Source organism: Plasticicumulans lactativorans (genome assembly GCF_004341245.1).
GTDB classification, from domain to species: Bacteria; Pseudomonadota; Gammaproteobacteria; order Competibacterales; family Competibacteraceae; genus Plasticicumulans_A; species Plasticicumulans_A lactativorans.
The window spans coordinates 19,624-43,682 of the sequence record NZ_SLWY01000011.1 but is presented as its reverse complement, the minus strand read 5'-3'; the positions used below and the strand labels follow the sequence as shown (position 1 = coordinate 43,682).

Sequence of the window (24,059 nt, the reverse complement as noted above, 5' to 3'; positions counted from 1 at the left end):
GGAGGGGAACCATGGCCGCATTCAGCGCCTATCGCGCGCACCAGATCGACGGCAGGGTCGTGTCGCGTCTCGACACGCTGACGCTCGACGAGCTCGGCCCCGGCGACGTCGTCATCCGCGCCGCCTGGTCCGACATCAACTTCAAGGACGCCCTCGCGGCGACCGGCGCCGGCAGGATCCAGAAGCGCTTCCCGCTGGTCGGCGGCATCGACGTCGCCGGCCACGTCGCGCAGTCGACCGACCCGCGCTTTCGCGACGGCGACGCCGTGCTGGTGGTCGGCTGCGGGCTCGGCGAGGTGCACGACGGCGGCTACGCCGAGTACGTGCGCGTGCCGGGCGACTGGGTCGTGCCGCTGCCGGCGGGCCTCGGCCTGCGCGAGGCGATGGCGATCGGCACCGCGGGCTTCACCGCCGCACTCGGCATCCACCAGCTGGAGCACCTGGGGCTCGCCCCCGGCCAGGGGCCGGTGCTGGTGAGCGGCGCCACCGGCGGCGTCGGCAGCCTCGCCATCGACATGCTCGCCGGGCGCGGCTACGAGGTCGTCGCGCTCTCCGGCAAGCGCGCCGAGGCCGACTACCTCGCCGCGCTCGGGGCCGCGCGGGTGCTGTGGCGCGACGAGCTCGACCTCGGCAGCCGGCCGCTGGAGACGGCGCGCTGGGCCGCCTGCGTCGACAACCTCGGCGGCGAGGTGCTGACGTACATGACGCGCACCGTGCAGCCCTTCGGCAGCATCGCCTCGATCGGGCTTGCCGCGGGGCCTGCGCTCGTCACCACGGTGATGCCGTTCATCCTGCGCGGGGTGAACCTGCTCGGCATCAATTCCACCTACTGCCCGGCGCCGATCCGTGCGCGCGTGTGGCAGCGGCTGGGCGCGGACCTCGCGCCCCGGCATCTCGATCGCATCGTCAGCGGCGAGGTCGCGCTCGCCGAGCTGCCCGATGCGTTCGCCGCCTACCTCAGCGCCGGCGTCACCGGCCGCAAGCTGGTGCGCATCGGCGCCTGACACGACGACGGGCGCGGCAGGTACCGCGCCCGCGCAGCCACCCACGCCGTTGGAGGAGGACGACCGATGACCCCACAGGTGCCCCTCGCGCCCCCGCGCGCCGACCCGGAGGCCGGGCGATGAGCGCGCTGCCGCAGGTTTCCGCCGCACGCCCCGTCGCCAGCGCCGTCGCCGCCGCGCCGCTGCTCGCGGTCGACGCCATCTCGCTCACCTTCGGCGGCATCAAGGCGCTCACCGAGGTGAGCTTCGAGGTGCGCCCGCAGGAGGTGTTCTCGATCATCGGCCCGAACGGCGCCGGCAAGACCTCGCTGCTCAACTGCGTGTCGGGGCGCTACCGCCCGTCGCGCGGGCGCATCGCGTTCAAGGGCACCGACGTCACCGCGCTGCGCCCCAACGAGCGCTGCCACCTCGGCATCGGCCGCACCTTCCAGAACCTCGCGCTGTTCAACCACATGACGGTGCTCGACAACATCATGGTCGGGCGCCATCACCTGCTGAAGAACAACTTCTTCACCGGCGCCCTGTACTGGATCGGCGGCGCGCAGCGCGAGGAGCTCGAACACCGGCGCGCCGTCGAGGAGATCATCGACTTCCTCGAGATCACCCACATCCGCAAGGCGATCGCGGGCACGCTGTCCTACGGGCTGCGCAAGCGCGTGGAGCTGGCGCGGGCGATCGCGCTGAAGCCCGACCTGATCCTGCTCGACGAGCCGATGGCCGGCATGAACCTCGAGGAGAAGGAGGACATGGCCCGCTACATCCTCGACCTCAACGAGGAGTGGGGCATGACGGTGATCATGATCGAGCACGACATGGGCGTGGTGATGGACGTGTCGCACCGGATCATGGTGCTCGACTTCGGCCGCAAGATCGCCGAGGGCGCGCCCGAGGCGATCATCGAGAACCCGCACGTGAAGACCGCCTACCTCGGCGCCGACGTCGAGATGAGCGTGGTGGCCGATGCCGGGGGGCCGGCATGAGCGCGCTGCCGCAGTACCCGGACGTGCGCCGCTACGACACCCTGCCCAAGCTGCTCGCGCACAACGCCGAGCACTGGCCGCGCGAGGTGGCGATGCGCGAGAAGGACTTCGGCATCTGGAACGAGTTCACCTGGGAGGACTGCGCCGCGCGCGTGCGCGAGATCGCGCTCGGCCTCCATGCGCTCGGCCTGCGCCGCGGCCAGGTGGTCGGCATCATCGGCGACAACCGCCCGCAGTGGGTGTGGAGCGAGGTCGCCGCGCACGCCGTCGGCGCGCTGAGCCTCGGCATCTACCAGGATTCGATGAACGAGGAGGTGGCCTACCTCCTCAACTACGCCGAGACCCACGTGGTGGTCGCCGAGGACGAGGAGCAGGCCGACAAGCTGCTCGAGATCGCCGACGACTGCCCGGGGCTGCGCCACATCGTCTACTGCGACCCGCGCGGCATGCGCAAGTACGACGACCCGCGCCTGATCGGGCTCGAACAGGTCTGCGCGCGCGGCGCGCAACTGCACGCCGAGCAGCCGGGGCTGTACGCCGAGCTCGTCGCCGCCGGCAGCGGCGAGGACGTCGCGATCCTCTGCACCACCTCGGGCACGACCTCGGCGCCGAAGCTCAGCATGATGCAGGGCGGGCCGTTCATCGAGCACTGCACCGCCTACCTGCGCGCCGATCCGAAGCGGCCGGGCGACCGCTACGTGTCGGTGCTGCCGCTGCCGTGGGTGATGGAGCAGGTGTACGCGGTGGCGCAGTGGCTGATCGCGCGCTGCACCGTGAACTTCGTCGAGAGCGCCGAGACCCTGATGGCGGACCTGCGCGAGATCGGGCCGACCTTCGTGCTGCTCGCGCCGCGCGTGTGGGAGTCGATCGCCGCCGACGTGCGCAGCCGCATGATGGACGCCGACCGCTTCAAGCGCGCGCTGTTCGACTACGGCATGAAGCTCGGCCGGGCCGCGCTCGCCGAGGGCCGCCGCTCGCCGCTCGCCGACCTGATCCTGTTCCGCGCGCTGCGCGACCGCCTCGGCTTCACCTACCTGCGCTCGGCGGCCACCGGCGGGGCCGCGCTCGGGCCCGACACCTTCAAGTTCTTCCTGGCGATGGGGGTGCCGCTGCGCCAGCTCTACGGCCAGACCGAACTCGCCGGCGCCTACACCGTGCACCGGGCCGACGACGTCGATTTCGACAGCGTCGGCGTGCCCTTCGACGACGCGCAGCTGCGCATCGAGGCGCCCGACGCCAACGGCGTCGGCGAGATCGTCGCGCGCAACGCCGGGATGTTCCTCGGCTACTACCGGAACGCCGAGGCCACCGCGAAGGACAAGCGCGACGGCTGGATGTACACCGGCGACGCCGGCTACATCAACGCGCGCGGCCACCTGGTGGTGATCGACCGCATCAAGGACATCGCCACCACCGCGGACGGCGCGCGCTTCTCGCCGCAGTACATCGAGAACAAGCTCAAGTTCTCGCCGTACATCGCCGAGGCGGTGATCCTCGGCGACAAGCGTCCGTACCTGTCGGCGATCGTCTGCATCCGCTACGGCATCGTCGCCAAGTGGGCCGAGGCGCAGGGCATCGCCTTCACCAACTACACCAACCTGGCGTCGCAGCCGCAGGTCTACCGCCTGCTCGAGGCGGAGCTCAAGGCGGTCAACGCGCACCTGCCCGAGGCGCAGCGCATCCGCCGCTTCGTGCTGCTCTACAAGGAGCTCGACCCCGACGACGGGGAGCTGACGCGCACGCGCAAGGTGCGCCGCGGCGTCATCGCCGAGAAGTACGCGGACATCATCAAAGGCATCTACGGCGATGCGGCCAGCGTCGCGGTGGACACGGTGATCACCTTCCAGGACGGCAGCAGATCGCGCATCCGCGCCGATCTGCGCATCGTCGACCTGCTGCCGCCCGCGCACGCGCCGCGCGCGGCCGCCTGAGGAGCCCCGCCATGAACCTCGACTTCCTGCTGCAACTCGTCGTCAACGGGCTGATCGTCGGCACGCTCTACGGCGTGGTCGCGATGTGCTTCGTGCTCATCTACAAGTCGACGCAGATCGTCAACTTCGCCCAGGGCGAGTTCCTGCTGATCGGCGCCTGGGTGTGCTGGTGGTTCATGACCGAATACCGGCTGCCGCTGTGGGCGGGGCTGCCGCTGACCTTCGCCTTCATGGCGATCTTCGGCGTGCTGCTGCAGATCGTGGTGCTGCGGCCGATGATCGGCCAGCCGATCATCTCGGTGATCATGGTGACGATCGGCCTGTCGATGGTGTTCCAGGCGCTGATGGGCTGGATCTTCGGCGTCTTCGCCAAGCCCTTCCCGCCGGTGTTCGAGCACGCGGCCGTCAACGTGCTCGGGCTGCAGGTGCAGAGCGCCTACCTGATGAGCCTGCTGATCTCGGTGGTGATCATGGCGGGCTTCTACTGGTTCTTCAAACACTCGCGGATCGGCCTGGCGATGCGCGCCACCGCCTACGACCAGCAGGCGGCGCAGAGCCTGGGGGTGTCGGTGAAGCAGGTGTTCGCGATGGCCTGGGCGATCTCGGCGGTGGTGTCGGCGCTCGCCGGGGTGGTCGTCGGCATGGTCAACGGCGTGTCCTCGGCGCTGTCGTTCTTCGGCATCAAGGTGTTCCCGGCGGTGATCCTCGGCGGGCTCGACTCGATCGTCGGCGCCATCGTCGGCGGCCTCGTCATCGGCGTGCTCGAGAACGTCGCCGAGTACTTCGACAGCCAGTGGCTGCACATCGGCAACCTCTACACCGTGGCGCCGTTCTACGCGCTGGTGATCATCCTGATGATCAAGCCGTACGGCCTGTTCGGCACCCGCAACATCGAGAGGATCTGAACGATGTCCGGCGGACACACGACCATGCGCTGCGGCGAGTTCCGCACCAGCTACCGCGCCGACACGACGATCTTCCCGACGCCGATGTCGCGCCGGGTCGCGCTCGGCGCGGTGGTGCTGGCGGCGAGCTTTCCGCTGTGGCTCAACGCCTACTACCTGAACCTGCTGATCCAGATCGGCTACTACGGCATCGCCGCGCTGGGGCTGAACATCCTGGTGGGCTTCACCGGGCAGATCTCGCTCGGCCACGCGGCCTTCTTCGGCTTCGGCGCGTTCTGCTCGGCCTGGCTCAACAACCGCTTCGGCCTGCCGGTGGTGCTCGCGGTGCCGCTCGCCGGCCTGCTCACCACCGCGGTGGGCATGTTCGTCGGCATCCCGGCGGGGCGCCTGAAGGGGCTCTACCTCGCCATCGCCACGCTCGCCTCGCAGTTCATCCTCGAGGACTTCTTCGCTCGCGCCGAGTGGTTCACCGGCGGCTCGGCCGGCGCGCTGGCGCAGCCGTTCACGCTGTTCGGCTTCGCCTTCAACAACGACCAGCGCTTCTTCTACGTGGTGCTGGTGGCGGTGATCGTCATGTACCTGGCCGGCGCCAACCTGCTGCGCTCGCGCGACGGGCGCGCCTACGTGGCGGTGCGCGACCACTACCTGTCGGCCGAGATCATGGGCATCAACCTGACCAAGTACCGCATCCTCGCCTTCGGCTCGGCATCGTTCTACGCCGGCGTCGGCGGGGCGCTGTACGGGCACTACCTGGGCTTCGTCTCGGCCGAGGGCTTCACCATCCTGCTGTCGATCCAGTTCCTCGGCATGATCATCATCGGCGGCCTCGGCTCGGTGATGGGCTCGCTGCTCGGCACCGCCTTCATGGTGCTGCTGCCCGAGGTCATGGAGGCCAGCGCCCAGGGGCTCGGCGGGGTGATCCCGGGGCTCAAGGACAGCGTCGCCTACCTCAAGCAGATGGCGATCGGGCTCGCCATCATCCTGTTCCTGATCTTCGAGCCGCAGGGGCTCGCCCACCGCTGGAAGCTGACCAAGGCGTACTGGAAGCTCTACCCGTTCTCGTACTGAGAACGCCTGGCAACGACGGGCCACCGCCAGACGTGGCCGCGCACGAGGAGAACATCCAACAATGCACAAGCACGCCGTGCTCCATCCGCTGGCGCTCGCGCTGCTGGCCGCCGCCGCGGCCCCGGCGCTCGCCGACGACATCGTCGTCGGCCACCTCGCAGCCTACACCGGCCCGACCTCGGACGTCGGCAGGCCCTACGGCCAGGGCGTCGCCGACGCGCTGAACTACCTCAACCAGAAGGGCGGCATCAACGGCCGCAGGATCGCCTTCCAGACCGTCGACTACGGCTACAACGCGCCGCAGGCCATCGCCACCTACAAGAAGTGGATGTCGGCCGACGCCAAGCCGGTGGCGGTGCAGGGCTGGGGCACCGCGGATACCGAGGCGCTGGCGCAGTTCGCGGCGACCGACAAGGTGTTCTTCATGTCGGCCTCGTACTCGGGCCACCTGACCGATCCGCAGGGCAAGAGCCAGTACGTCAAGGCGCCGGCGCCGTACAACTTCTTCTACGGCCCGTCGTACACCGACGGCTGCCGCGGCGTGGTGCAGTGGGCCGCCGAGGACTGGAAGCGGAAAGGCGGCAAGGGCGCGCCCAAATTCGTGCACATGGGGGACAACCACCCGTATCCGAACGCGCCGAAGGAGGGCTGCGCCGCCTATGCCAAGGAGCTCGGCTTCGAGGTGCTGAACCCGATCGTCTACTCGCTGAAGCCCGGCGACTTCAAGGCGCAATGCCTGAGCCTCAAGGAGTCCGGCGCCCACTACGCCTATCTCGCCAACACCTCGGGATCGAACATCTCGCTGCTGCAGTCGTGCCGGACGGTCGGCGTGGACACCCAGTTCCTGTCGAACGTCTGGGGCTGGGACGAGTACGCCGAGGCCGCGGCCGCCGGTGCCGGCAGGAGCATCGTCTGGGTGGTGGGTGCGGCGGGGTGGAAGGACGACGTCCCCGGCATGGCGGTGGTGCGCGAGGTGTCGAAGGTGTCGGATGCCGCCGGCAGCGAGGTGCGCCCGCTGCACTACATGCGCGCCGTCTGCGGCGTGTTCCTGATGCGTGACGCGATGCTCGCCGCCGACAGGATGGCCGGCGGCATCACCGGCACCAACATCAAGGCGGCGATGGAGCAGTTCCGGGACCACCGGCCGGAGGAACTCGGCGACGTCTGCCTGAAGTCGACCTGGACCGCCGAGGACCACCGCGGCACCAACCAGGTGCTGGTGTACCAGAGCACCGACAAGGGCTTCGAGAAGATCTACACGGCCACCCTCGAACGCCGCCCCGACTGGCTCGGCTGGTGAGCGGCCGGCGGCGGCCCGACACCGGGCCGCCGCCGACTCCCGGGGCGTCGACGCGGAGGTTCCGACATGGCGGCAGCGGCCGAACGCATTGAAACCAAGCCGAGCATCCTCTCGGTGAACAACATCGAGGTCGTCTACGACGAGGTCATCCTGGTGCTGCGCGGCGTCAGCCTCGAAGTCCCGGAAGGCGAGATCGTCACCCTGCTCGGCCCCAACGGGGCCGGCAAGTCGACCACGCTGAAGGCCATCTCCGGACTGCTGAAGACCGAACGCGGCGAGGTCACCCGCGGCTCGGTGAACTTCATGGGCGAGGAGATCAGCAACCGCGACCCGGAAGCCATCGTCCGCCGCGGCATCTTCCAGGTGATGGAGGGGCGGCGGATCATCGGCGACATGACGGTGATCGAGAACCTGCGCCTCGGCGCCTTCACCCGCCGCGACGGCCAGGTGCGCGACGACATCGAGCGGGTGTTCAGCTACTTCCCGCGGCTCAAGGAACGCACCGGGCTCGCCGGCTACCTGTCGGGCGGCGAGCAGCAGATGCTCGCGATCGGCCGGGCGGTGATGGCGCGCCCGAAGATGATCCTGCTCGACGAACCGTCGATGGGGCTGTCGCCGCTGCTGGTCAAGGAGGTGTTCAACATCATCCACAAGATCAACCGCGAGCAGGGCATCACGATGCTGATCGTGGAGCAGAACGCCAACATGGCGCTGCACCATGCCGGCTACGGCTACATCATGGAGTCGGGCAAGATCGTGCTCGACGGCACCCAGACCGAACTGCTGAACAACCAGGACGTGAAGGACTTCTACCTCGGCCACGGCGGCGGCGAGGAGCGCAAGTCCTTCAAGAACCTGAAGTCCTACAAGCGCCGCAAGCGCTGGCTGTGAGGCGGGGGCGGACATGAGCAGGTTCTACGACGACCGCGAGACCGCGCCCGCGGAGCTGCGCGAGGCGCGGCTGCTGGCGGCGCTGCCGGGGCAGATCGCGCATGCGCAGCGCGCCGCGCCGGCGCTCGCCGAGGCGCTCGCCGGCGTCGACGCCGCCGCGGTGACGACACGCGCGGCACTGGCGCGCCTGCCGGTGACGCGCAAGGGCGAGCTCGCCGAGCGCCAGCGCGCCCGCCCACCGTTCGGCGGCTACGCCGCCGCCGGCTGGGGCGCGCTCGGCAAGGTATTCCAGTCGCCGGGGCCGTTGTACGAGCCCGAGGGGCGGCGCACCGACTACTGGCGCTTCGCGCGCGCGCTGCACGCCGCCGGCTTCCGCGCCGGGCAGCTCGTGCACAACGCCTTCTCGTACCACTTCACCCCGGCCGGCTCGATGTTCGAGAGCGGGCTGCTCGCGCTCGGCTGCACGGTGTTCCCGGCGGGGACCGGGCAGACCGAACTGCAGCTCGCGGCGATCGCCGACCTGCGCCCCGACGGCTACGTCGGCACGCCCTCGTTCCTGCGCATCCTGCTCGAGCGGGCGGCCGAGACCGGCACCCCGGTCGAATGTCTGCGCCGCGCGCTGGTCACCGGCGAGGCGCTGCCGCCGGCGCTGCGCGCGGCGATCGAGGCGCACGGGGTGACGGTGCTGCAGTGCTACGGCACCGCCGACCTCGGTCTGATCGCCTACGAAACCCCGGCGCGCGAGGGGCTCGTCGTCGACGAGGAGCTGATCGTCGAGATCGTCACCCCCGGCACCGGCGACCCGCTGCCGGCGGGGGAGGTGGGCGAGGTCGTCGTCACCACGCTGAACCCCGACTACCCGCTGATCCGCTTCGGCACCGGCGACCTCTCCGCCGAACTGCCGGGCACCAGCCCCTGCGGGCGCACCAACCGGCGCCTGCGCGGCTGGCTCGGGCGCGCCGACCAGACCACCAAGGTGCGCGGAATGTTCGTGCACCCGGGGCAGGTCGCGGCGGTGCTCAAGCGCCACCCCGAGGCCGGGCGCGGGCGGCTGGTGGTCGACCGCGACGGCCTCGACGACGTGATGATGCTGCGCGTCGAGGCGGCCGGCGCGCCCGCCGGGCTTGCCGAGGCGCTCGCCGCGAGCCTGCGCGAGCTGACCAAGCTGCGCGGCGAGGTCCGCCTGGTGGCGCCCGACAGCCTGCCGCGCGATGGCAAGGTGATTGACGATCGGCGTCAGCACGGGTAAAAAGTTTCGATCGAAACCAATTATTCGACGATCCACCTGGGAGATTCCGATGACCGACGCCCCGTTGTGGCAGCCTTCGGCTGCGCGCATCGAAGCCGCCAACCTCACCGCCCTGCGCCAGCGCATCGCGCGCGAACACGGCGTGGACCTGCCCGACTACGCCGCGCTGTACGCCTGGTCGCTCGCCGAGCCGGCGGCGTTCTGGCGCGCCGTGTGGGACGACGCCCGCCTCGTCGGCGAGCCCGGCGGCGTGGTGCTCGCCGACGCCGGGCGCATGCCGGGGGCGCGCTGGTTCCCCGAGGCGCGGCTGAACTTCGCCGAGAACCTGCTGCGCCGCAACGATGACGGCGACGCGCTGGTGTTCTGGGGCGAGGACAAGGTGCGCCGGCGCCTGAGCTGGGCCGAGCTGCAGGCGCAGGTGGCGCGCCTGGCGCGCGCGCTCGCCGCCGACGGCGTGCAGGCGGGCGACCGCGTCTGTGCCTTCATGCCGAATATGCCCGAGACCGTCATCGGCATGCTCGCCACGGCGAGCCTCGGCGCGATCTGGTCGTCGTGCTCGCCGGACTTCGGCGTCAGCGGCGTGCTCGACCGCTTCGGCCAGATCACCCCGAAGGTGCTGCTCGCCTGCGACGGCTACCACTACAATGGCAAGCGCATCGACGTGCGCGGCAAGCTCGCCGAGATCCGCGCCGGCCTGCCCACGCTCGCGCGCGTGCTGGTGGTGGGCTACCTCGACGCCGCCCCGGTGCTCGACGGCCTCGCCGATGCCGTGCGCTTCGACGACTACCTCGCCGCCCAGCCGGCCGGGCCGATCGACTACGTCCGCCTGCCGTTCGATCACCCGCTGTACATCATGTTCAGCTCCGGCACCACCGGCGTGCCCAAGTGCATCGTGCACGGGGTCGGCGGCACGCTGCTGCAGCAGGTCAAGGAGCACCGCCTGCACGTCGACGTCAAGCCCGGCGACCGCGTGTTCTACTTCACCACCTGCGGCTGGATGATGTGGAACTGGCTGGTCGCCGCGCTCGCCTGCGAGGCCACCGTGCTGCTCTACGACGGCTCGCCGTTCTACCCCGACGGCCGCGTGCTGTTCGACTACGCCGATGCCGAGGACATGGACGTGCTCGGGACCTCGGCCAAGTACCTCGATGCCTGCGCCAAGGCCGGGCTCGCCCCGGCGCGCACGCACCGCCTGGCGCGCCTGCGCGCCATCCTCTCGACCGGCAGCCCGCTGCTGCCGGAGAGCTTCGACTACGTCTACCGCGACGTGAAGGCCGACGTGCAGCTGAGCTCGATCTCCGGCGGCACCGACATCCTCTCCTGCTTTGCGCTCGGCAACCCGGTGCTGCCGGTGTGGCGCGGCGAACTGCAGTGCCGCGGCCTCGGCCTCAAGGTCGAGGTGTGGGACGACGCCGGGCGGCCGCTGCGCGGCGAGAAGGGCGAACTGGTGTGCACCGCGCCGTTCCCGTCGATGCCGCTCGGCTTCTGGAACGACCCCGACGGCGCCAGGTACCGCGCCGCGTACTTCGAGCGCTTTCCGGGCGTGTGGTGCCACGGCGACTACGTCGAGCTCACCGGGCACGACGGGCTGGTCATCTACGGCCGCTCCGACGCCGTGCTCAACCCCGGCGGCGTGCGCATCGGCACCGCCGAGATCTACCGCCAGGTCGAGCGCCTCGACGAGGTGGTCGAGAGCCTGGTGATCGGCCAGGAGTGGGCGGGGGACGTGCGCGTGGTGCTGTTCGTGCGCCTGCGCGAGGGCCTCGTCCTCGACGCCGCGCTGGTGGCGAAGATCCAGCAGCAGATCCGCGCCAACACCACGCCGCGGCACGTGCCGGCGAAGGTGCTGCAGGTGGCCGACATCCCGCGCACCAAGAGCGGCAAGATCGTCGAACTGGCGGTGCGCGAGGTGGTCCACTGCCGCCCGGTGAAGAACGTCGAGGCGCTCGCCAACCCCGAGGCCCTGGCGCTGTTCCGCGACCGCCCGGAACTCGCCTGCTGAGCGCGGCAGCCCTTCAGTAGCCGCGCCACGGCGCGGCGACGCCGTCACCGGGCGCCTCGCACGCCAGCAGTTCCAGCATCGCCCGCGCCGCGTTCGACGGCGTCTGCCGCGCGTGCGTCACCACCCCGAGGCGGCGATCGGGGCAGCCGCCGGCGAGTTCCAGCGCCGCCAGGCTGCCGTCGACCATGATCTGCGGCAGCAGGCTCCAGCCCATCCCCACCGAGACCATCATCTTGATGGTCTCCAGGTAGTTGGTGGAGAACGCCACCGGCGGCTCCAGCCCCAGCGGTTCGAACAGACGGTCGATCAGCCGCCGCGTGAAGGTGCCGGCGCCGGGGAGGATCGCCGGGTAGCCCATCAGCTGCTGCGGCGACACGCGGCGCTGCTTGGCGAGCGGGTGCACGTGGTCGGTGACCAGCACGAGGACGTCGCGCCACAGCGGCGTCAGCGTGAGCGCCGCGGGCGGGACGTCCGGCAGCGTGACGATGGCGAGCTCGACCTCGCCGTGCAGCACCTGCGCGCAGGCGACTTCCGAATCCATGAAGCGCATGTCGAGCCGCACCTGCGGGTGGCGCACCGCGAAGCGGCGCAGGATCGGCGGCAGGCGGTGCAGGCCGATGTGGTGGCTGGTGGCGAGCACGAGCGGCCCGGCGATCGCCCCCGAGAGGTTGTCGAGCGCGCGCCGGCAGTCGTCGAGCTCGGCGAGGATGCGCCGCGCGCGCGGCAGCAGCGTGCGCCCGGCCTCGGTGATCAGCACGCGCCGGCCGATGCGGTCGAACAGCCGTGCGCCCAGCCGGGCTTCGAGCGCGCCGATGCGCTTGCTCACCGCGGGCTGGGTCAGGTGGAGGCGTTCGCCGGCGAGCGAGAACGACGCCGTCTCGGCCACCGCGACGAATGCGATCAGGCTGTCTATATCCATGCAGGCTCCATCAAGCCATGGAATTCCTGATTGTCATGCAATCCATGAACAAGATGAATTTGTTTTATTGACCGTGCGCTCGTAACCTGTCTGGCACCTGCTGAGGAGAGACCCGCCATGTCCGCCAAGACCCTCTACGACAAGCTCTGGGACGCCCACGTCGTGCGCACCGAGGCCGATGGCACGGCGCTGCTCTACATCGACCGGCACCTGGTCCACGAGGTCACCTCGCCGCAGGCCTTCGAGGGCCTGCAACTGGCCGGCCGGCCCCTGTGGCGGCGCGACGCCATCGTCGCGATGGCCGACCACAACACGCCGACCGACCCCGGCTTCACCGAGATCGCCGATCCGGTGTCGCGCACCCAGGTCGAGACGCTCGACGCCAATGCCCGCACCTTCAGCCTCGAGTACTACCGCATCGGCGACGCCCGCCGCGGCATCGTGCACGTGGTCGGCCCGGAGCAGGGCGCCACGCTGCCGGGGATGACGGTGGTCTGCGGTGATTCGCACACCTCGACCCACGGCGCCTTCGGCGCGCTCGCCTTCGGCATCGGCACCTCGGAAGTCGAGCACGTGATGGCGACGCAGTGCCTGGTGCAGAAGAAGTCCAAGGCCATGCTGGTGCGCGTCGACGGCGAGGTCGGCCCCGGCGTGACCGCCAAGGACATCGTGCTGGCGATCATCGGGCGCATCGGCACCGCCGGCGGCACCGGCTACGCGATCGAGTTCGGCGGCAGCGCCATCCGCGCGCTGTCGATGGAAGGCCGCATGACGGTGTGCAACATGGCGATCGAGGCCGGCGCGCGCGCCGGCATGATCGCCGTCGACGACACCACCATCGAATACCTGCGCGGCCGTGCGCACGCGCCGCGGCCCGAACACTGGGAGCAGGCGGTGGCGTGGTGGCGCACGCTGCACTCCGACGTCGACGCGACCTTCGATGCCCTGGTCGAGATCCGCGCCGAGAGCATCGAGCCGCAGGTGACCTGGGGCACCTCGCCCGAGATGGTCGTGCCGATCTCCGGCCAGGTGCCCGACCCGGCCGTCGAGGCCGATCCGGTCAGACGCAGCGGCATGGAGAAGGCGCTGGCCTACATGGGGCTCACGGCCAGGCTGCCGGTGACGGCGATCGCGCTCGACCGCATCTTCATCGGTTCGTGCACCAACGCCCGCATCGAGGACCTGCGCGCGGCCGCCGCGGTGGTCCGCGGCCGCAAGGTCGCCGCCAGCGTCAAGCAGGCGCTGGTGGTGCCGGGCTCGGGCCTGGTCAAGGCGCAGGCCGAGGCCGAGGGGCTCGACCGCGTGTTCACGGCGGCGGGTTTCGAATGGCGCGAACCCGGCTGCTCGATGTGCCTGGCGATGAACGCCGACCGGCTCGGCCCCGGCGAGCATTGCGCGAGCACCAGCAACCGCAACTTCGAGGGGCGCCAGGGGGCCGGCGGACGCACGCACCTGGTGAGCCCGGCGATGGCGGCGGCGGCGGCGATCGCCGGCCATTTCGTCGACGTGCGCGGGTTCTGAGGCGGCTGCCATGCGTGCGCAACTGGTGATCGGCAACAAGACGTACTCATCGTGGTCGCTGCGCCCCTGGCTCGCCGCGCGCCACGCCGGCATCGATTTCGAAGAGGTGCCGGTGCGCCTCGGCACCGCCGAGGGCGCGGCGCGCATCGCCGAGCTGTCGCCCTCGGGCAAGGTGCCGGTGTGGCGCGAAGGCGGCCTGGTGGTGTGGGAGTCGCTCGCGATCTGCGAGCGCCTCGCCGAACTCGCGCCGACGCTGTGGCCCGCCGATTCGCGCGCCCGCGCCGTGGCGCGCGCGGTGAGCACGGAGATGCACGCGGGCTTCCCGGCCATCCGCAGCACCCTCTGCATGAACGCCCGCGCCAGCGGGCGCCGGGTGACGCTGACCCCCGAGGTCGAGGCCGAGATCGCGCGCATCGAGGCGATCTGGGGCGACTGCCGCGCGCGCTTCGGCGTCGACGGCCCGTGGCTGTTCGGGCCGTTCTCGATCGCCGACGCGATGTTCGCGCCCTTCGCCTTCCGCTTCCCGCCGTACGGCATCAGCCGCCCCGGCGTGGTGGACGACTACCTCGCCACGCTGCGCGCGGATGTGCACGTGCGTGCCTGGGCCGACGCCGCCGCGCGCGAACCCGATGTGATCGAAGCATTCGAATGCGGCCGCTGAAGCCCGCGGCCCCCAGCGTACAGAGAAGGTGACGTCATGCAGGCTTTCACTCGCCACACCGGACTGGTCGCCCCGCTCGACCGGCCGAACGTCGACACCGACGCCATCATCCCCAAGCAGTTCCTGAAGTCGATCAAGCGCTCGGGCTTCGGCCCCAACCTGTTCGACGAATGGCGCTACCTGGATGTCGGCCAGCCCGGGCAGGACTGCGCGACGCGCCCGCGCAACCCGGACTTCGTGCTCAACCAGCCGCGCTACGCCGGTGCCAGCGTGCTGCTCGCGCGCGAGAACTTCGGCTGCGGCAGCTCGCGCGAGCACGCCGTGTGGGCGCTGGACGACTACGGCTTCCGCGCGGTGATCGCGCCGAGCTTCGCCGACATCTTCTTCAACAACTGCGGCAAGAACGGCGTGCTGCCGATCCGCCTCGACGCCGGCGTCGTCGACCGCCTGTTCGCCGCGGTGGCGACGCAGCAGGGCTACGCGCTGACCATCGACCTGCCCGCGCAGACCGTCACCACGCCCGCCGGCGAGGTGTTCGGCTTCGACATCGACCCGTTCCGCAAGCACTGCCTGGTCGGCGGCCTCGACGACATCGGCCTGACCCTGCAGCACGCCGACGACATCCGCGCCTACGAGGCGAGGCGGCGCGAGGAGGCGCCCTGGCTGTTCGGCTAGGCGCTGTCCGCTCCCGGTACCGTTAGATTTTTTTACAGTCGGTGCGAAGCCCCGGCGGGAGCGCGGCGAGCGCGATGACGGCGGGCGGAGCGGGTGACGGCGGGGCAGGCACTTGGCGATGCGCCAGGGGCCGCCAGCGCCGCCGGACGGGCACCCGGGGCGGTGTTCGGTGGTTTGGCACACAAGCTGCTTGGAGGTTGGATCGGGCGCCGTCCGGCGCGACCGGCAGACAGGTGAGATGTGATGAGCAAGAAGATTCTGGTGTTGCCCGGCGACGGGATCGGGCCCGAGATCGTCGCCGAGGCGGTCAAGGTGCTCGAAGCCCTGCGGCGAGACTTCGGGCTTGCGGTCGAACTCGAGTCCGGCCTGCTCGGGGGCTGCGCGGTCGACGCCCACGGCCAGCCCTACCCGGAGGAAACGCGCCGCCTGGCGCGCGCGGCCGATGCAATCCTGCTCGGCGCGGTCGGTGGCCCGAAGTGGGAGGCCATCGAACGGCCGCTGCGGCCCGAGCGCGGGCTGCTGGCGATCCGCGCCGATCTCGAACTGTTTGCCAACCTGCGCCCGGCGATCCTCTACCCGCAGCTCGCCGCGGCCTCGGCGCTGAAGCCCGAGGTGGTGTCGGGGCTCGACATCATGATCGTGCGCGAGCTGACCGGCGACATCTACTTCGGCCAGCCGCGCGGCATCCGCACCCTTGACAGCGGCGAGCGCGAGGGCTTCAACACGATGGTGTACCGCGAGTCGGAGATCGTGCGCATCATGCGCGCCGCCTTCGACGCCGCGATGAAGCGCGATCGCCGGGTGTGTTCGGTGGACAAGGCGAACGTGCTCGAAGTGTCGGAACTCTGGCGCGAAATCGCCCAGACCGTCGCCGCGGACTACCCCGAGGTGAGCCTGAGCCACATGTACGTCGACAATGCCGCGATGCAGCTGGTGCGAGCACCGAAGCAGTTCGACGTGATCGTGACCGGCAACATCTTCGGCGACATCCTGTCGGACTGCGCCGCGCAGCTCACCGGTTCGATCGGCATGCTGCCTTCGGCCTCGCTCGATGCGCACGGCAAGGGTATGTACGAGCCCATCCATGGCTCGGCGCCCGACATCGCCGGCAGGGGGGTGGCGAATCCGCTCGCGACCATCCTGTCGGTGGCGATGCTGCTGCGCCACACGCTGAACGAGCCCGCGCTGGCCGAGCGCATCGAGCGCGCCGTCGGCCGCGTGCTCGATCGTGGCCTGCGTACCGCCGACATCGCCTCGGAGGGCACGACGCGGGTCGGTACGGCGGAAATGGGGGGCGCGGTCGTGGCCGCGCTTGACTGACGGTGGCCGCCGTGGCGGGGGATACGACCAAGCCGCACGTGCACACGCGCGAGCGCGTGCAGCGCGCACGCGCGATCGGCTTCACGATCGGCCTGCTGTGCGGAGCCGTGGTGGGCAGCCTGCTGTCACACCTGATGAACGGCGAATCCCCGACGGGACCGTTGCTGATCGAAGAGGCGGAGACCGCCCGCAGCCTGATGATGGGGAGCACCTTCGTGATGATCCCGGTCTGCGCCGTCGTCGGTGGGCTGCTCGGCTACTTCATCGGCAGGCGCCTGGTGAAGCGCCGCCCGTCCAGCAGGCATCAACCCTGGGGCTAGCGGCGGATGCGCGGTACGGTTCTTTAGAATGCACGGCCAGGGCCGTGCAATGGTGAGGAAGCAGTGATGATGCGAGTGGGGCTTGTAGGGTGGCGCGGAATGGTCGGTTCCGTGCTGATGGAGCGGATGCGCGCGGAGAACGACTTCGCGCTGATCGATCCGGTGTTCTTCACCACCTCGAACGTGGGAGGGCGCGGCCCGGATATCGGCAAAGATCTGCCGGCGTTGCAGGACGCGCGCTCGATCGACCAGCTCAAGGCGACCGACGCCATCATCTCCTGCCAGGGCGGCGACTACACCCACGAGATCTACCCGCAACTGCGCGCCGCGGGCTGGAAGGGCTACTGGATCGACGCCGCCTCGGCGCTGCGGATGAAGGACGATGCGGTCATCGTGCTCGATCCGGTCAACCTCGACGTGATCGAGCGTGCCCTGCATCAGGGCGGTCGCGATTTCATCGGCGGCAACTGCACGGTCAGCCTGATGCTGATGGCGCTGGGTGGCCTGTTCCGGCACGGCCTGGTCGAGTGGATGAGCGCGATGACCTACCAGGCGGCCTCCGGGGCCGGCGCCAACAACATGCGCGAGCTGATCCGGCAGATGGGGGCGATTCACGCCTCGGTGGCGGCGCAGCTCGACGATCCGGCCTCGGCCATCCTCGAGATCGATCGCATCGTGGCCGATACCCTGCGTTCCACCGCGTTCCCGGCCGATCACTTCGGCGTGCCGTTGGCCGGCTCGCTGATCCCGTGGATCGACAAGCAGCTCGACAACGGCCAGAGCCGCGAGGAGTGGAAGGGGCAGGCCGAGACCAACAAGATCCTCGGACGCGAGGCCGACCCGATCGCCATCGACGGGCTGTGCGTGCGTATCGGGGCGATGCGCTGCCACAGCCAGGCCCTGACCATCAAGCTCACGCAGGACGTGCCGCTCGACGAACTGAACGAGATCATCGGCACCGCCAACGACTGGGTGAAGGTCGTCCCGAACGAGCGCGAGATCTCGATGCGCGAACTGACGCCGACCGCCGTCACCGGCAAGCTGCACGTGCCGGTCGGACGTCTGCGCAAGCTGAACATGGGCCCGACCTTCCTCGGCGCCTTCACCTGCGGCGACCAGTTGCTGTGGGGGGCGGCGGAGCCCTTGCGGCGCACGCTGCGCATCCTGCTGCAGGCCTGAGCGGTACCGCTTCCTGCCGCCTGCCCGCGCGGGCAGGCGGCAGGCTCGACCCTGCCCGGCGCCGCTTTGCGCCGGCCGCCCGGTGTCCGCGCGGCGCCGGGAGCGGGGCTTGAATCTGCGGGTAGCGGCGGATAAGGTGCTGCACGCGCCTGTCATGGCGTGACAATGGCCGAGAATCCGCGCGAAAGCGGGCATCGGCGCCGCTATGCCGCTTCGGCGTAACGGCACTCCCTGGCCGCCGGCCCCTTTCGGCAGCCTTTTCCGTTGAACATCCCCGCGGGCGCTGACGCGATCGACGATGGCAAAAGGGAAGCACAGTCGTTTTCTTGTCGCCTGTCTGCTGCTCGCGCCCGGTGTCGCCGGTGCGCTGGGGGTCGGCCCGCTGCAGGTGCGGTCGGCACTCAACCAGCGCCTGCTCGCCAGTGTCGAACTGTTGTCGGTCGGGCCGGACGATCTGCAGAACCTCACCGTGCGACTCGCGTCGCCGCAGGAGTTCTCCCAGGCCGGCATCGACCGACTGCCGCTGTTCAGCGACATCAGCTTCACGCTCGAGGCCAGGCCCGACGGACGCACGTTCGTGCGGCTGACCTCGCAGCGCCCGATCCGTGAGCCGGCGCTGAACTTCCTGGTCGAGATCTCCACCGGCCGCGGGCGCGTCGTGCGCGAGTTCGCCGTGCTGCTGGACCCGGTGCGCCCCGGTCAGCGCCGCTTCGCCGAGGCCACGCCGGGCGAAGCCCCGTTGCCGGCATCGGCGTCGTCGCGGGCGCGTCCGCAGGCGTCAGGCAGCGCCGGTAGCTATGGGCCGGTCGCCAGCGGGGAGACGCTCTGGAGCATCGCCGAGCGCCTGCGCCCGCCGACGATGAGCACGCGCCAGGCGATCAACCGCCTGTACGAAGCGAATCCCCAGGCCTTCAGCGCGCGTGGACCCGACGGACTGCGTGCCGGCGCCATGCTGCGGCTGCCGGGCGACGGTGACTGGGGCGGGGCAGCCGTCGCCGCGACGCCGCCCGCCGCCCCTCCGTCGGCATCGGCGCCGGCAGCCGTCGCACCCCCCCCTGTCGCCCCGTCGCCGGCGGCACCCTCCGAAACACCCGTAGCGCCGCCGCCCGACATGGGGGCGCAGGTGCGCCTGCTGCCGCCGGGAGGCGAAACCTCAGGGGCTGGCAGTGGCACGGGTTCCGTCGGCGACGGCGGGGCGGGCGCGTCCGCCGTGGCGCCGATCGTGCTCGACAACGGGCGTCTGCGCCTGCAGGCCGCCGGCCTCGAACACCTGCGCAGCCGCATCGACCGCCTGCCGGCTGCGGTGGAAACCGCCGCGCCGCCCGCGGCGTCCCCCGCCGCGCCTGAAGCACCCCGTCCGGCGGCCGGCGCAACGCCACCCCCGAGCCCCCCGACGGTGGCCGCCGCTGCGCCGCCCCCGGCGGTGGCACCTGCCGGGAGTTCAACGGCCGAGGAAACCGGCTTCCTCGGCAGCCTGCTCGACACCCTCGCCAATCCGCTGGTGGTCGCCGGCCTCGGCCTTGCCGCGCTGCTGTCCGGTCTGGTCGGCGTGCTGGCCTTCCGGCGCGCCAAGACCACGGCGAACGACACGGCGTTGGCACCGGTGACCGGATCGTGGGGCAGCGTCGAGCCGCCCGTCGCGCTGCCGCCACCGCGGCGGGAGGCCGTGATGGCGCGCGCGCCGACGAGCGCCGCGCCGGTCGAGGACCCGCTGGAGCGGGCCGCCCTGTTGCTGGCCGTCAGCAATTACGGTGAAGCACGTGCCCTGCTGCAGCGGGCGCTGACGGAGGCCCCCGACAACACCGGCCTGCGCGCCCGTCTCATCGACGTGCTCTACGCGATGGGCGATGCGGCGAGCTTTCGCCTGGAGGCCGGCCTGCTGCGGCAGCAGGTCTACGGCGAGGCCGATCCGACCTGGGTCAAGGTGGTACGCATGGGGCGTGAACTGTGCCCCGACGATCCCTTGTTCGCACCCCCCACACCCAGGCCCGTGCTGCCGGATCTGGCGATGGAGCTTGCCGGGGCGCGTGCCCCGGCCGCGGTCGAAGCGGAGCCGAAGGCGGGCGGCGGCGGCGGTGCGGGCGACGATGACATCTGGCGGGAACTCGGCCTCAAGCCGATCGAGCTTCCCGAACTGGGCGTCGAAGCGCCGACGGTGGCGGCGAAACCGGTGATACCGCCGATGTCGCCGATCGAACTGCCCGCGGTGCTCGACTGGACGCCGTCGTCGTTGGCGGGCGGCGAGTCCGCTGCCGCCGTGCGCGACGGGGCCGGTGAGCGGGCGCAGAGCAGGCCCACGGCGGCGTCCGGCCTGTCGCTCGAACCCCTCGCGGCGGCCCCGGTTGCGGCGCCGGCCATCACGGCAGCGGAGGAGGCGCCGGCAGGCGCTGCGCCGGCCGCCAGCACCGAAACGGATTTCGTCGAGACGAAGCTCGACCTCGCGCAGGCGTACCTGGAGATGGACGACACGCTCGGCGCGCGCGGACTGCTCGACGAGGTGCTCGAAGAAGGCGACGAGGCGCAGCGTGAACGCGCCAGGGCCCTGCTGGAGAAGCTCGGCTGAACGCTGCCCCGCCGGTCGCGCCGGCTGCTCCGATGTGCCCGACGCACGCCGTGGCGACGGCCTCGGCTTCGACGCCGCACGGCGTTGGCCGGTGACGGCAGGCACGTCGCGACGTCGGACCCCCTTCCGGACCATGTTTCCACGCCCGCATCCGGCCGTCGGCCTGAGCTGTTTTCTCGTCTTCGCGGTGGCGGTTGCATCGGCCGCCGCCCCCCTGGTGCTGGCAGGTGCGGCCGTGCTCGTCGCGGCGGGTACGGGCGCACGCTCCCTGCCCGCGGGCGGCTGGCGACTGCTGCGGCGCCTGCGCTGGCTGCTGCTGGCACTCGCCGTGACCCACCTGTGGGCGACGCCCGGCCCCCCGTGCCTGGCGTCGGCACCGGGCTGGTCGCCGAGTTGCGAGGCGCTGGTGCTGGCACTGCGGCGTGCGCTGGCGCTGATCGAACTCGCCGTGGCGGGCGGCTACGTGCTCACGGGGTATTCGCGCGAGGAACTGATCGGCGCGCTGCACCTGCTCGCCGCGCCGCTCGACCGTTGCGGGCGGCTGCGCGAGCGCATGACGGCGCGGCTCGCGCTGACCCTCGCGGTGGTGCCGCGCCTGGCGGCCGTGCTGCAGGCGCGCCCCCGCACGGGTGGCCAGCCGCTGCGGCGGGCGGCGGCGACCGCGGCCTGGGCGTGGCGTGTGACCGTCGCCGAAGCTGCGCGGGCCGCGGACACGAGCATCGACGTCGCCCGCCTGCCGGTTCCGCCGCGCACCGCCTGGCTGCTGCCGCTGCTGCTCGCGGCGGTCTTCGCGGCGGCCGCTTGCGGTGCCGGCTGAGCGCTCCCACCCGGACCTGAAGAGACACTCGCCCGCATGCGCATCGCTCTCGGAATCGAATACGACGGCGCCGGCTTTCGCGGCTGGCAGAGCCAGGAGGCGGGCGTGCGCACGGTGCAGGGCTGCCTCGAAGCCGCGCTGTCGCGGATCGCCGCTCATGCCATCGACGTCATCTGTGCCGGGCGCACCGACGCGGGGGTGCACGGGCTCGGCCAGGTGGTGCACTTCGACACCAGCGCCCGCCGTGCCGGGACCGCCTGGGTCCTCGGCAGCAACGCACTGCTGCCCGCCGACGTGAGCGTGCGCTGGATGTGCGAGGTGCCCGGGCATTTCCACGCCCGCTTCTCGGCGGTCGCGCGCCGCTATCGCTACGTGATCCTGAACCGCCGCCAGCGCTCGGCGCTCGTCCACGGCCGCGCCACGCCGTACCACCGCCCGCTCGACGCCGAACGCATGCACGCCGCCGGCCAGGCGCTGCTCGGCGAGCACGACTTCTCGGCGTACCGGGCCGCCGGCTGCCAGGCCACGCACCCGCGGCGTGCGCTCTATGCGCTGACGGTCGGGCGGCGGGGCGACTACGTCGTGCTCGAAGTCGAGGCCAACGCGTTCCTGCACCACATGGTGCGCAACATCGCCGGCGTGCTGCTCGCGATCGGCGCCGGCGAGCGCCCGGTGGACTGGGCCGGGCAGGTGCTGGCCGGGCGCGACCGCCGTGCCGGCGGGGTGACCGCGCCTCCCGACGGGCTGTATTTCCTGCACGTGCAGTACCCGCAGGGCTTCGTGCTGCCGCAGCCGGACAATCCCTTCATTCCCTGAGCCCGCCCTGCAGTGCCGCCGCCGCGGCCTCGGCAGGCGGGCGCGATTTTGTTACGCTGCGCCCCTTTTCCGGCAGTCCCGCGCGATGACCCGTACCCGCGTCAAGATCTGTGGCATCACCCGACCCGATGACGCCCGCGCCGCCGCACTGGCCGGTGCGGACGCGATCGGCGTGGTGTTCGTGCCGTCCAGCCGCCGCCACGTCGATCCCGAACACGCGCGCGCCGTCATCGCCGCGCTGCCGCCGCTGGTCGCCGCCGTCGGGCTGTTCCAGGATGCCGACCACGGGCTGGTGCGCGAGGTGCTGGAAACCCTCGCGCTCGGCTGGCTGCAGTTCCACGGCGACGAGGATCCCGCCTACTGCGCGAGCTTCGGTCGCCCCTACCTGAAGGCGGTGCCGATGGGAGCAGGGGCGGACGTCGCCGACTACGCGCGCCGCTTCGCCGGCGCGGCGGGGCTGCTGCTCGACAGCCACGGCGGCACGCGCAGCGGCGGGAGCGGCGAGACCTTCGACTGGGACGCGATCCCGCGCGGACTGGCCGTGCCGCTGGTGCTCGCCGGCGGGCTCGGCCCGCACAACGTCGCCGACGCGGTGCGGCGGGTGCGGCCGTGGGCGGTGGACGTGTCGAGCGGCGTGGAGGCCGCGAAAGGTATCAAGGACGCCGCGAAACTCGCGGCGTTCATGCAAGGTGTCAGAGACGGAGACAGCCGTGGGTGAGATGACCGATTCGATCGACTTCAGCCGCTTCCCCGATGCCGGCGGCCACTTCGGCCCCTACGGCGGGCTGTTCGTCGCCGAGACGCTGATGGCCGCGCTCGAGGAGCTGCGCGATGCCTACCTGGGCCTCAAGGACGACCCGACCTTCCAGGCCGAACTCGACTACGACCTCGCGCACTACGTCGGCCGGCCCTCGCCGCTGTACCACGCCGAGCGCCTGAGCCGGCAGTGGGGCGGGGCGCAGGTGCTGCTGAAGCGCGAGGACCTCAACCACACCGGCGCGCACAAGGTCAACAACACGGTCGGCCAGGCGCTGCTCGCGAAGCGCCTCGGCAAGTCGCGCATCATTGCCGAGACCGGCGCCGGCCAGCACGGCGTGGCCACCGCCACGGTCGCCGCGCGTCTCGGCCTGGAGTGCGTGGTGTACATGGGCGCCGAGGACATCAAGCGCCAGATGCCGAACGTGTTCCGCATGAAGCTGCTCGGTGCCACGGTGGTGCCGGTGGAGTCGGGCTCGAAGACGCTGAAGGACGCCCTCAACGAGGCGCTGCGCGACTGGGTCACCAACGTCGACGACACCTTCTACATCATCGGCACCGTCGCCGGCCCGCACCCGTACCCGATGATGGTGCGCGACTTCCAGGCGGTGATCGGCCGCGAGACCAGGGCGCAGATGCTCGCCGAGTACGGGCGCCTGCCCGATGCCCTGGTGGCCTGCGTCGGTGGCGGGTCGAACGCGATCGGCCTGTTCCATCCCTTCCTCGCCGACCGCGAGGTCGCCCTGTACGGGGTCGAGGCCGCCGGCGACGGCATCGAAACCGGCCGCCACTCGGCGCCGCTCAGCGCCGGGCGGCCGGGCGTGCTGCACGGCAACCGCACCTACCTGATGGAAGACGCCAACGGCCAGATCATCGAGACCCACTCGATCTCGGCCGGGCTCGACTACCCCGGCGTCGGCCCCGAGCACGCCTGGCTCAAGGACATCGGCCGCGCGCAGTACGTCGGCATCACCGACGGCGAGGCGATGAGGGGCTTCCACGAACTCACCCGCATCGAAGGCATCATCCCGGCGCTCGAAAGCGCGCACGCGATCGCCTTCGCCAGGCAGCTCGCGGCGCGCATGCGCGCCGACCAGTTCATCGTCGTGAACCTGTCCGGCCGCGGCGACAAGGACATCTTCACCGTCGCCGCGCGCGAAGGCATCTCCCTCTGAGGTCCGC

The 24,059-nt window shown here is 71.1% G+C and carries 21 protein-coding genes; 20 read left to right on the top strand and 1 reads right to left on the bottom strand.

The window, feature by feature from the left end; genetic code table 11:
• Positions 1-11 precede the first annotated feature (11 nt).
• From EV699_RS10825 to EV699_RS10785, 9 genes are all read left to right on the top strand, one after another.
• Complete coding sequence (locus EV699_RS10825) at positions 12-1,004, top strand: acrylyl-CoA reductase family protein (protein ID WP_132542551.1); 993 nt, start codon at positions 12-14, stop codon at positions 1,002-1,004.
• 119 nt (positions 1,005-1,123) lie between these two features.
• On the top strand, positions 1,124-1,984 hold the full coding sequence (locus EV699_RS10820) for an ABC transporter ATP-binding protein (RefSeq protein WP_132542549.1): 861 nt from the start codon (positions 1,124-1,126) through the stop codon (positions 1,982-1,984).
• Complete coding sequence (locus EV699_RS10815) at positions 1,981-3,915, top strand: long-chain fatty acid--CoA ligase (RefSeq protein ID WP_132542547.1); 1,935 nt, start codon at positions 1,981-1,983, stop codon at positions 3,913-3,915. Before EV699_RS10820 ends, EV699_RS10815 begins: the two co-directional genes overlap by 4 nt.
• An 11-nt stretch (positions 3,916-3,926) precedes the next feature.
• Complete coding sequence (locus EV699_RS10810; protein ID WP_132542545.1) at positions 3,927-4,820, top strand: branched-chain amino acid ABC transporter permease; 894 nt, start codon at positions 3,927-3,929, stop codon at positions 4,818-4,820.
• Positions 4,821-4,823: 3 nt separating this feature from the next.
• Positions 4,824-5,888 (top strand): branched-chain amino acid ABC transporter permease, encoded by a 1,065-nt coding sequence (locus tag EV699_RS10805; protein WP_132542543.1) that lies wholly within the window; start codon positions 4,824-4,826, stop codon positions 5,886-5,888.
• A gap of 61 nt (positions 5,889-5,949) precedes the next feature.
• Positions 5,950-7,188: an ABC transporter substrate-binding protein gene (locus tag EV699_RS10800; RefSeq protein ID WP_132542541.1), complete on the top strand. Its 1,239-nt coding sequence runs from the start codon at positions 5,950-5,952 to the stop codon at positions 7,186-7,188.
• 66 nt (positions 7,189-7,254) lie between these two features.
• Positions 7,255-8,079, top strand: coding sequence for an ABC transporter ATP-binding protein (locus tag EV699_RS10795; RefSeq protein ID WP_132542539.1), 825 nt, complete (start codon positions 7,255-7,257; stop codon positions 8,077-8,079).
• Between the two features lie 13 nt (positions 8,080-8,092).
• Positions 8,093-9,328, top strand: coding sequence for a phenylacetate--CoA ligase family protein (locus EV699_RS10790; RefSeq protein WP_132542537.1), 1,236 nt, complete (start codon positions 8,093-8,095; stop codon positions 9,326-9,328).
• Positions 9,329-9,377: 49 nt separating this feature from the next.
• The gene (locus tag EV699_RS10785) at positions 9,378-11,330 is read left to right on the top strand and encodes an acetoacetate--CoA ligase (protein WP_132542535.1); all 1,953 of its coding nucleotides are present in this window, start codon (positions 9,378-9,380) and stop codon (positions 11,328-11,330) included.
• 13 nt (positions 11,331-11,343) lie between these two features.
• Here the strand turns inward: EV699_RS10785 and EV699_RS10780 are convergent, their stop codons facing one another.
• The gene (locus EV699_RS10780; protein ID WP_132542533.1) at positions 11,344-12,249 is read right to left on the bottom strand and encodes a LysR family transcriptional regulator; all 906 of its coding nucleotides are present in this window, start codon (positions 12,247-12,249) and stop codon (positions 11,344-11,346) included.
• Positions 12,250-12,366: 117 nt separating this feature from the next.
• Here EV699_RS10780 and leuC point away from each other — a divergent pair, with 117 nt between their 5' ends.
• The 11 genes from leuC (at position 12,367) to trpB (ending at position 24,052) form a co-directional block, all read left to right on the top strand.
• Positions 12,367-13,770 carry a 3-isopropylmalate dehydratase large subunit gene (leuC, locus tag EV699_RS10775; RefSeq protein WP_132542531.1) on the top strand — a complete coding sequence of 468 codons (1,404 nt, stop codon included), beginning with the start codon at positions 12,367-12,369 and terminating at the stop codon, positions 13,768-13,770.
• A gap of 10 nt (positions 13,771-13,780) precedes the next feature.
• On the top strand, positions 13,781-14,431 hold the full coding sequence (locus EV699_RS10770; RefSeq protein ID WP_132542529.1) for a glutathione S-transferase family protein: 651 nt from the start codon (positions 13,781-13,783) through the stop codon (positions 14,429-14,431).
• Positions 14,432-14,467: 36 nt separating this feature from the next.
• Positions 14,468-15,106, top strand: a complete 639-nt coding sequence (gene leuD, locus EV699_RS10765) for a 3-isopropylmalate dehydratase small subunit (protein WP_132542527.1) — start codon at positions 14,468-14,470, stop codon at positions 15,104-15,106.
• Positions 15,107-15,349: 243 nt separating this feature from the next.
• On the top strand, positions 15,350-16,426 hold the full coding sequence (gene leuB / locus EV699_RS10760) for a 3-isopropylmalate dehydrogenase (protein ID WP_132542525.1): 1,077 nt from the start codon (positions 15,350-15,352) through the stop codon (positions 16,424-16,426).
• Positions 16,427-16,437: 11 nt separating this feature from the next.
• Complete coding sequence (locus EV699_RS10755) at positions 16,438-16,746, top strand: hypothetical protein (protein ID WP_132542523.1); 309 nt, start codon at positions 16,438-16,440, stop codon at positions 16,744-16,746.
• A gap of 66 nt (positions 16,747-16,812) precedes the next feature.
• Positions 16,813-17,925: an aspartate-semialdehyde dehydrogenase gene (asd, locus tag EV699_RS10750; protein WP_132542521.1), complete on the top strand. Its 1,113-nt coding sequence runs from the start codon at positions 16,813-16,815 to the stop codon at positions 17,923-17,925.
• A gap of 298 nt (positions 17,926-18,223) precedes the next feature.
• Positions 18,224-20,488 carry a motility hub landmark protein FimV gene (locus EV699_RS10745; RefSeq protein WP_132542519.1) on the top strand — a complete coding sequence of 755 codons (2,265 nt, stop codon included), beginning with the start codon at positions 18,224-18,226 and terminating at the stop codon, positions 20,486-20,488.
• A gap of 235 nt (positions 20,489-20,723) precedes the next feature.
• Entirely contained in the window at positions 20,724-21,305 is a 582-nt protein-coding gene (locus EV699_RS10740) for a hypothetical protein (protein WP_165904097.1), read from the top strand.
• A gap of 36 nt (positions 21,306-21,341) precedes the next feature.
• The gene (gene truA, locus EV699_RS10735) at positions 21,342-22,121 is read left to right on the top strand and encodes a tRNA pseudouridine(38-40) synthase TruA (RefSeq protein ID WP_132542515.1); all 780 of its coding nucleotides are present in this window, start codon (positions 21,342-21,344) and stop codon (positions 22,119-22,121) included.
• 85 nt (positions 22,122-22,206) lie between these two features.
• Complete coding sequence (locus EV699_RS10730; RefSeq protein WP_132542513.1) at positions 22,207-22,839, top strand: phosphoribosylanthranilate isomerase; 633 nt, start codon at positions 22,207-22,209, stop codon at positions 22,837-22,839.
• 1 nt (position 22,840) lies between these two features.
• Positions 22,841-24,052 (top strand): tryptophan synthase subunit beta, encoded by a 1,212-nt coding sequence (trpB, locus tag EV699_RS10725; protein ID WP_132542816.1) that lies wholly within the window; start codon positions 22,841-22,843, stop codon positions 24,050-24,052.
• Positions 24,053-24,059: the final 7 nt, after the last annotated feature.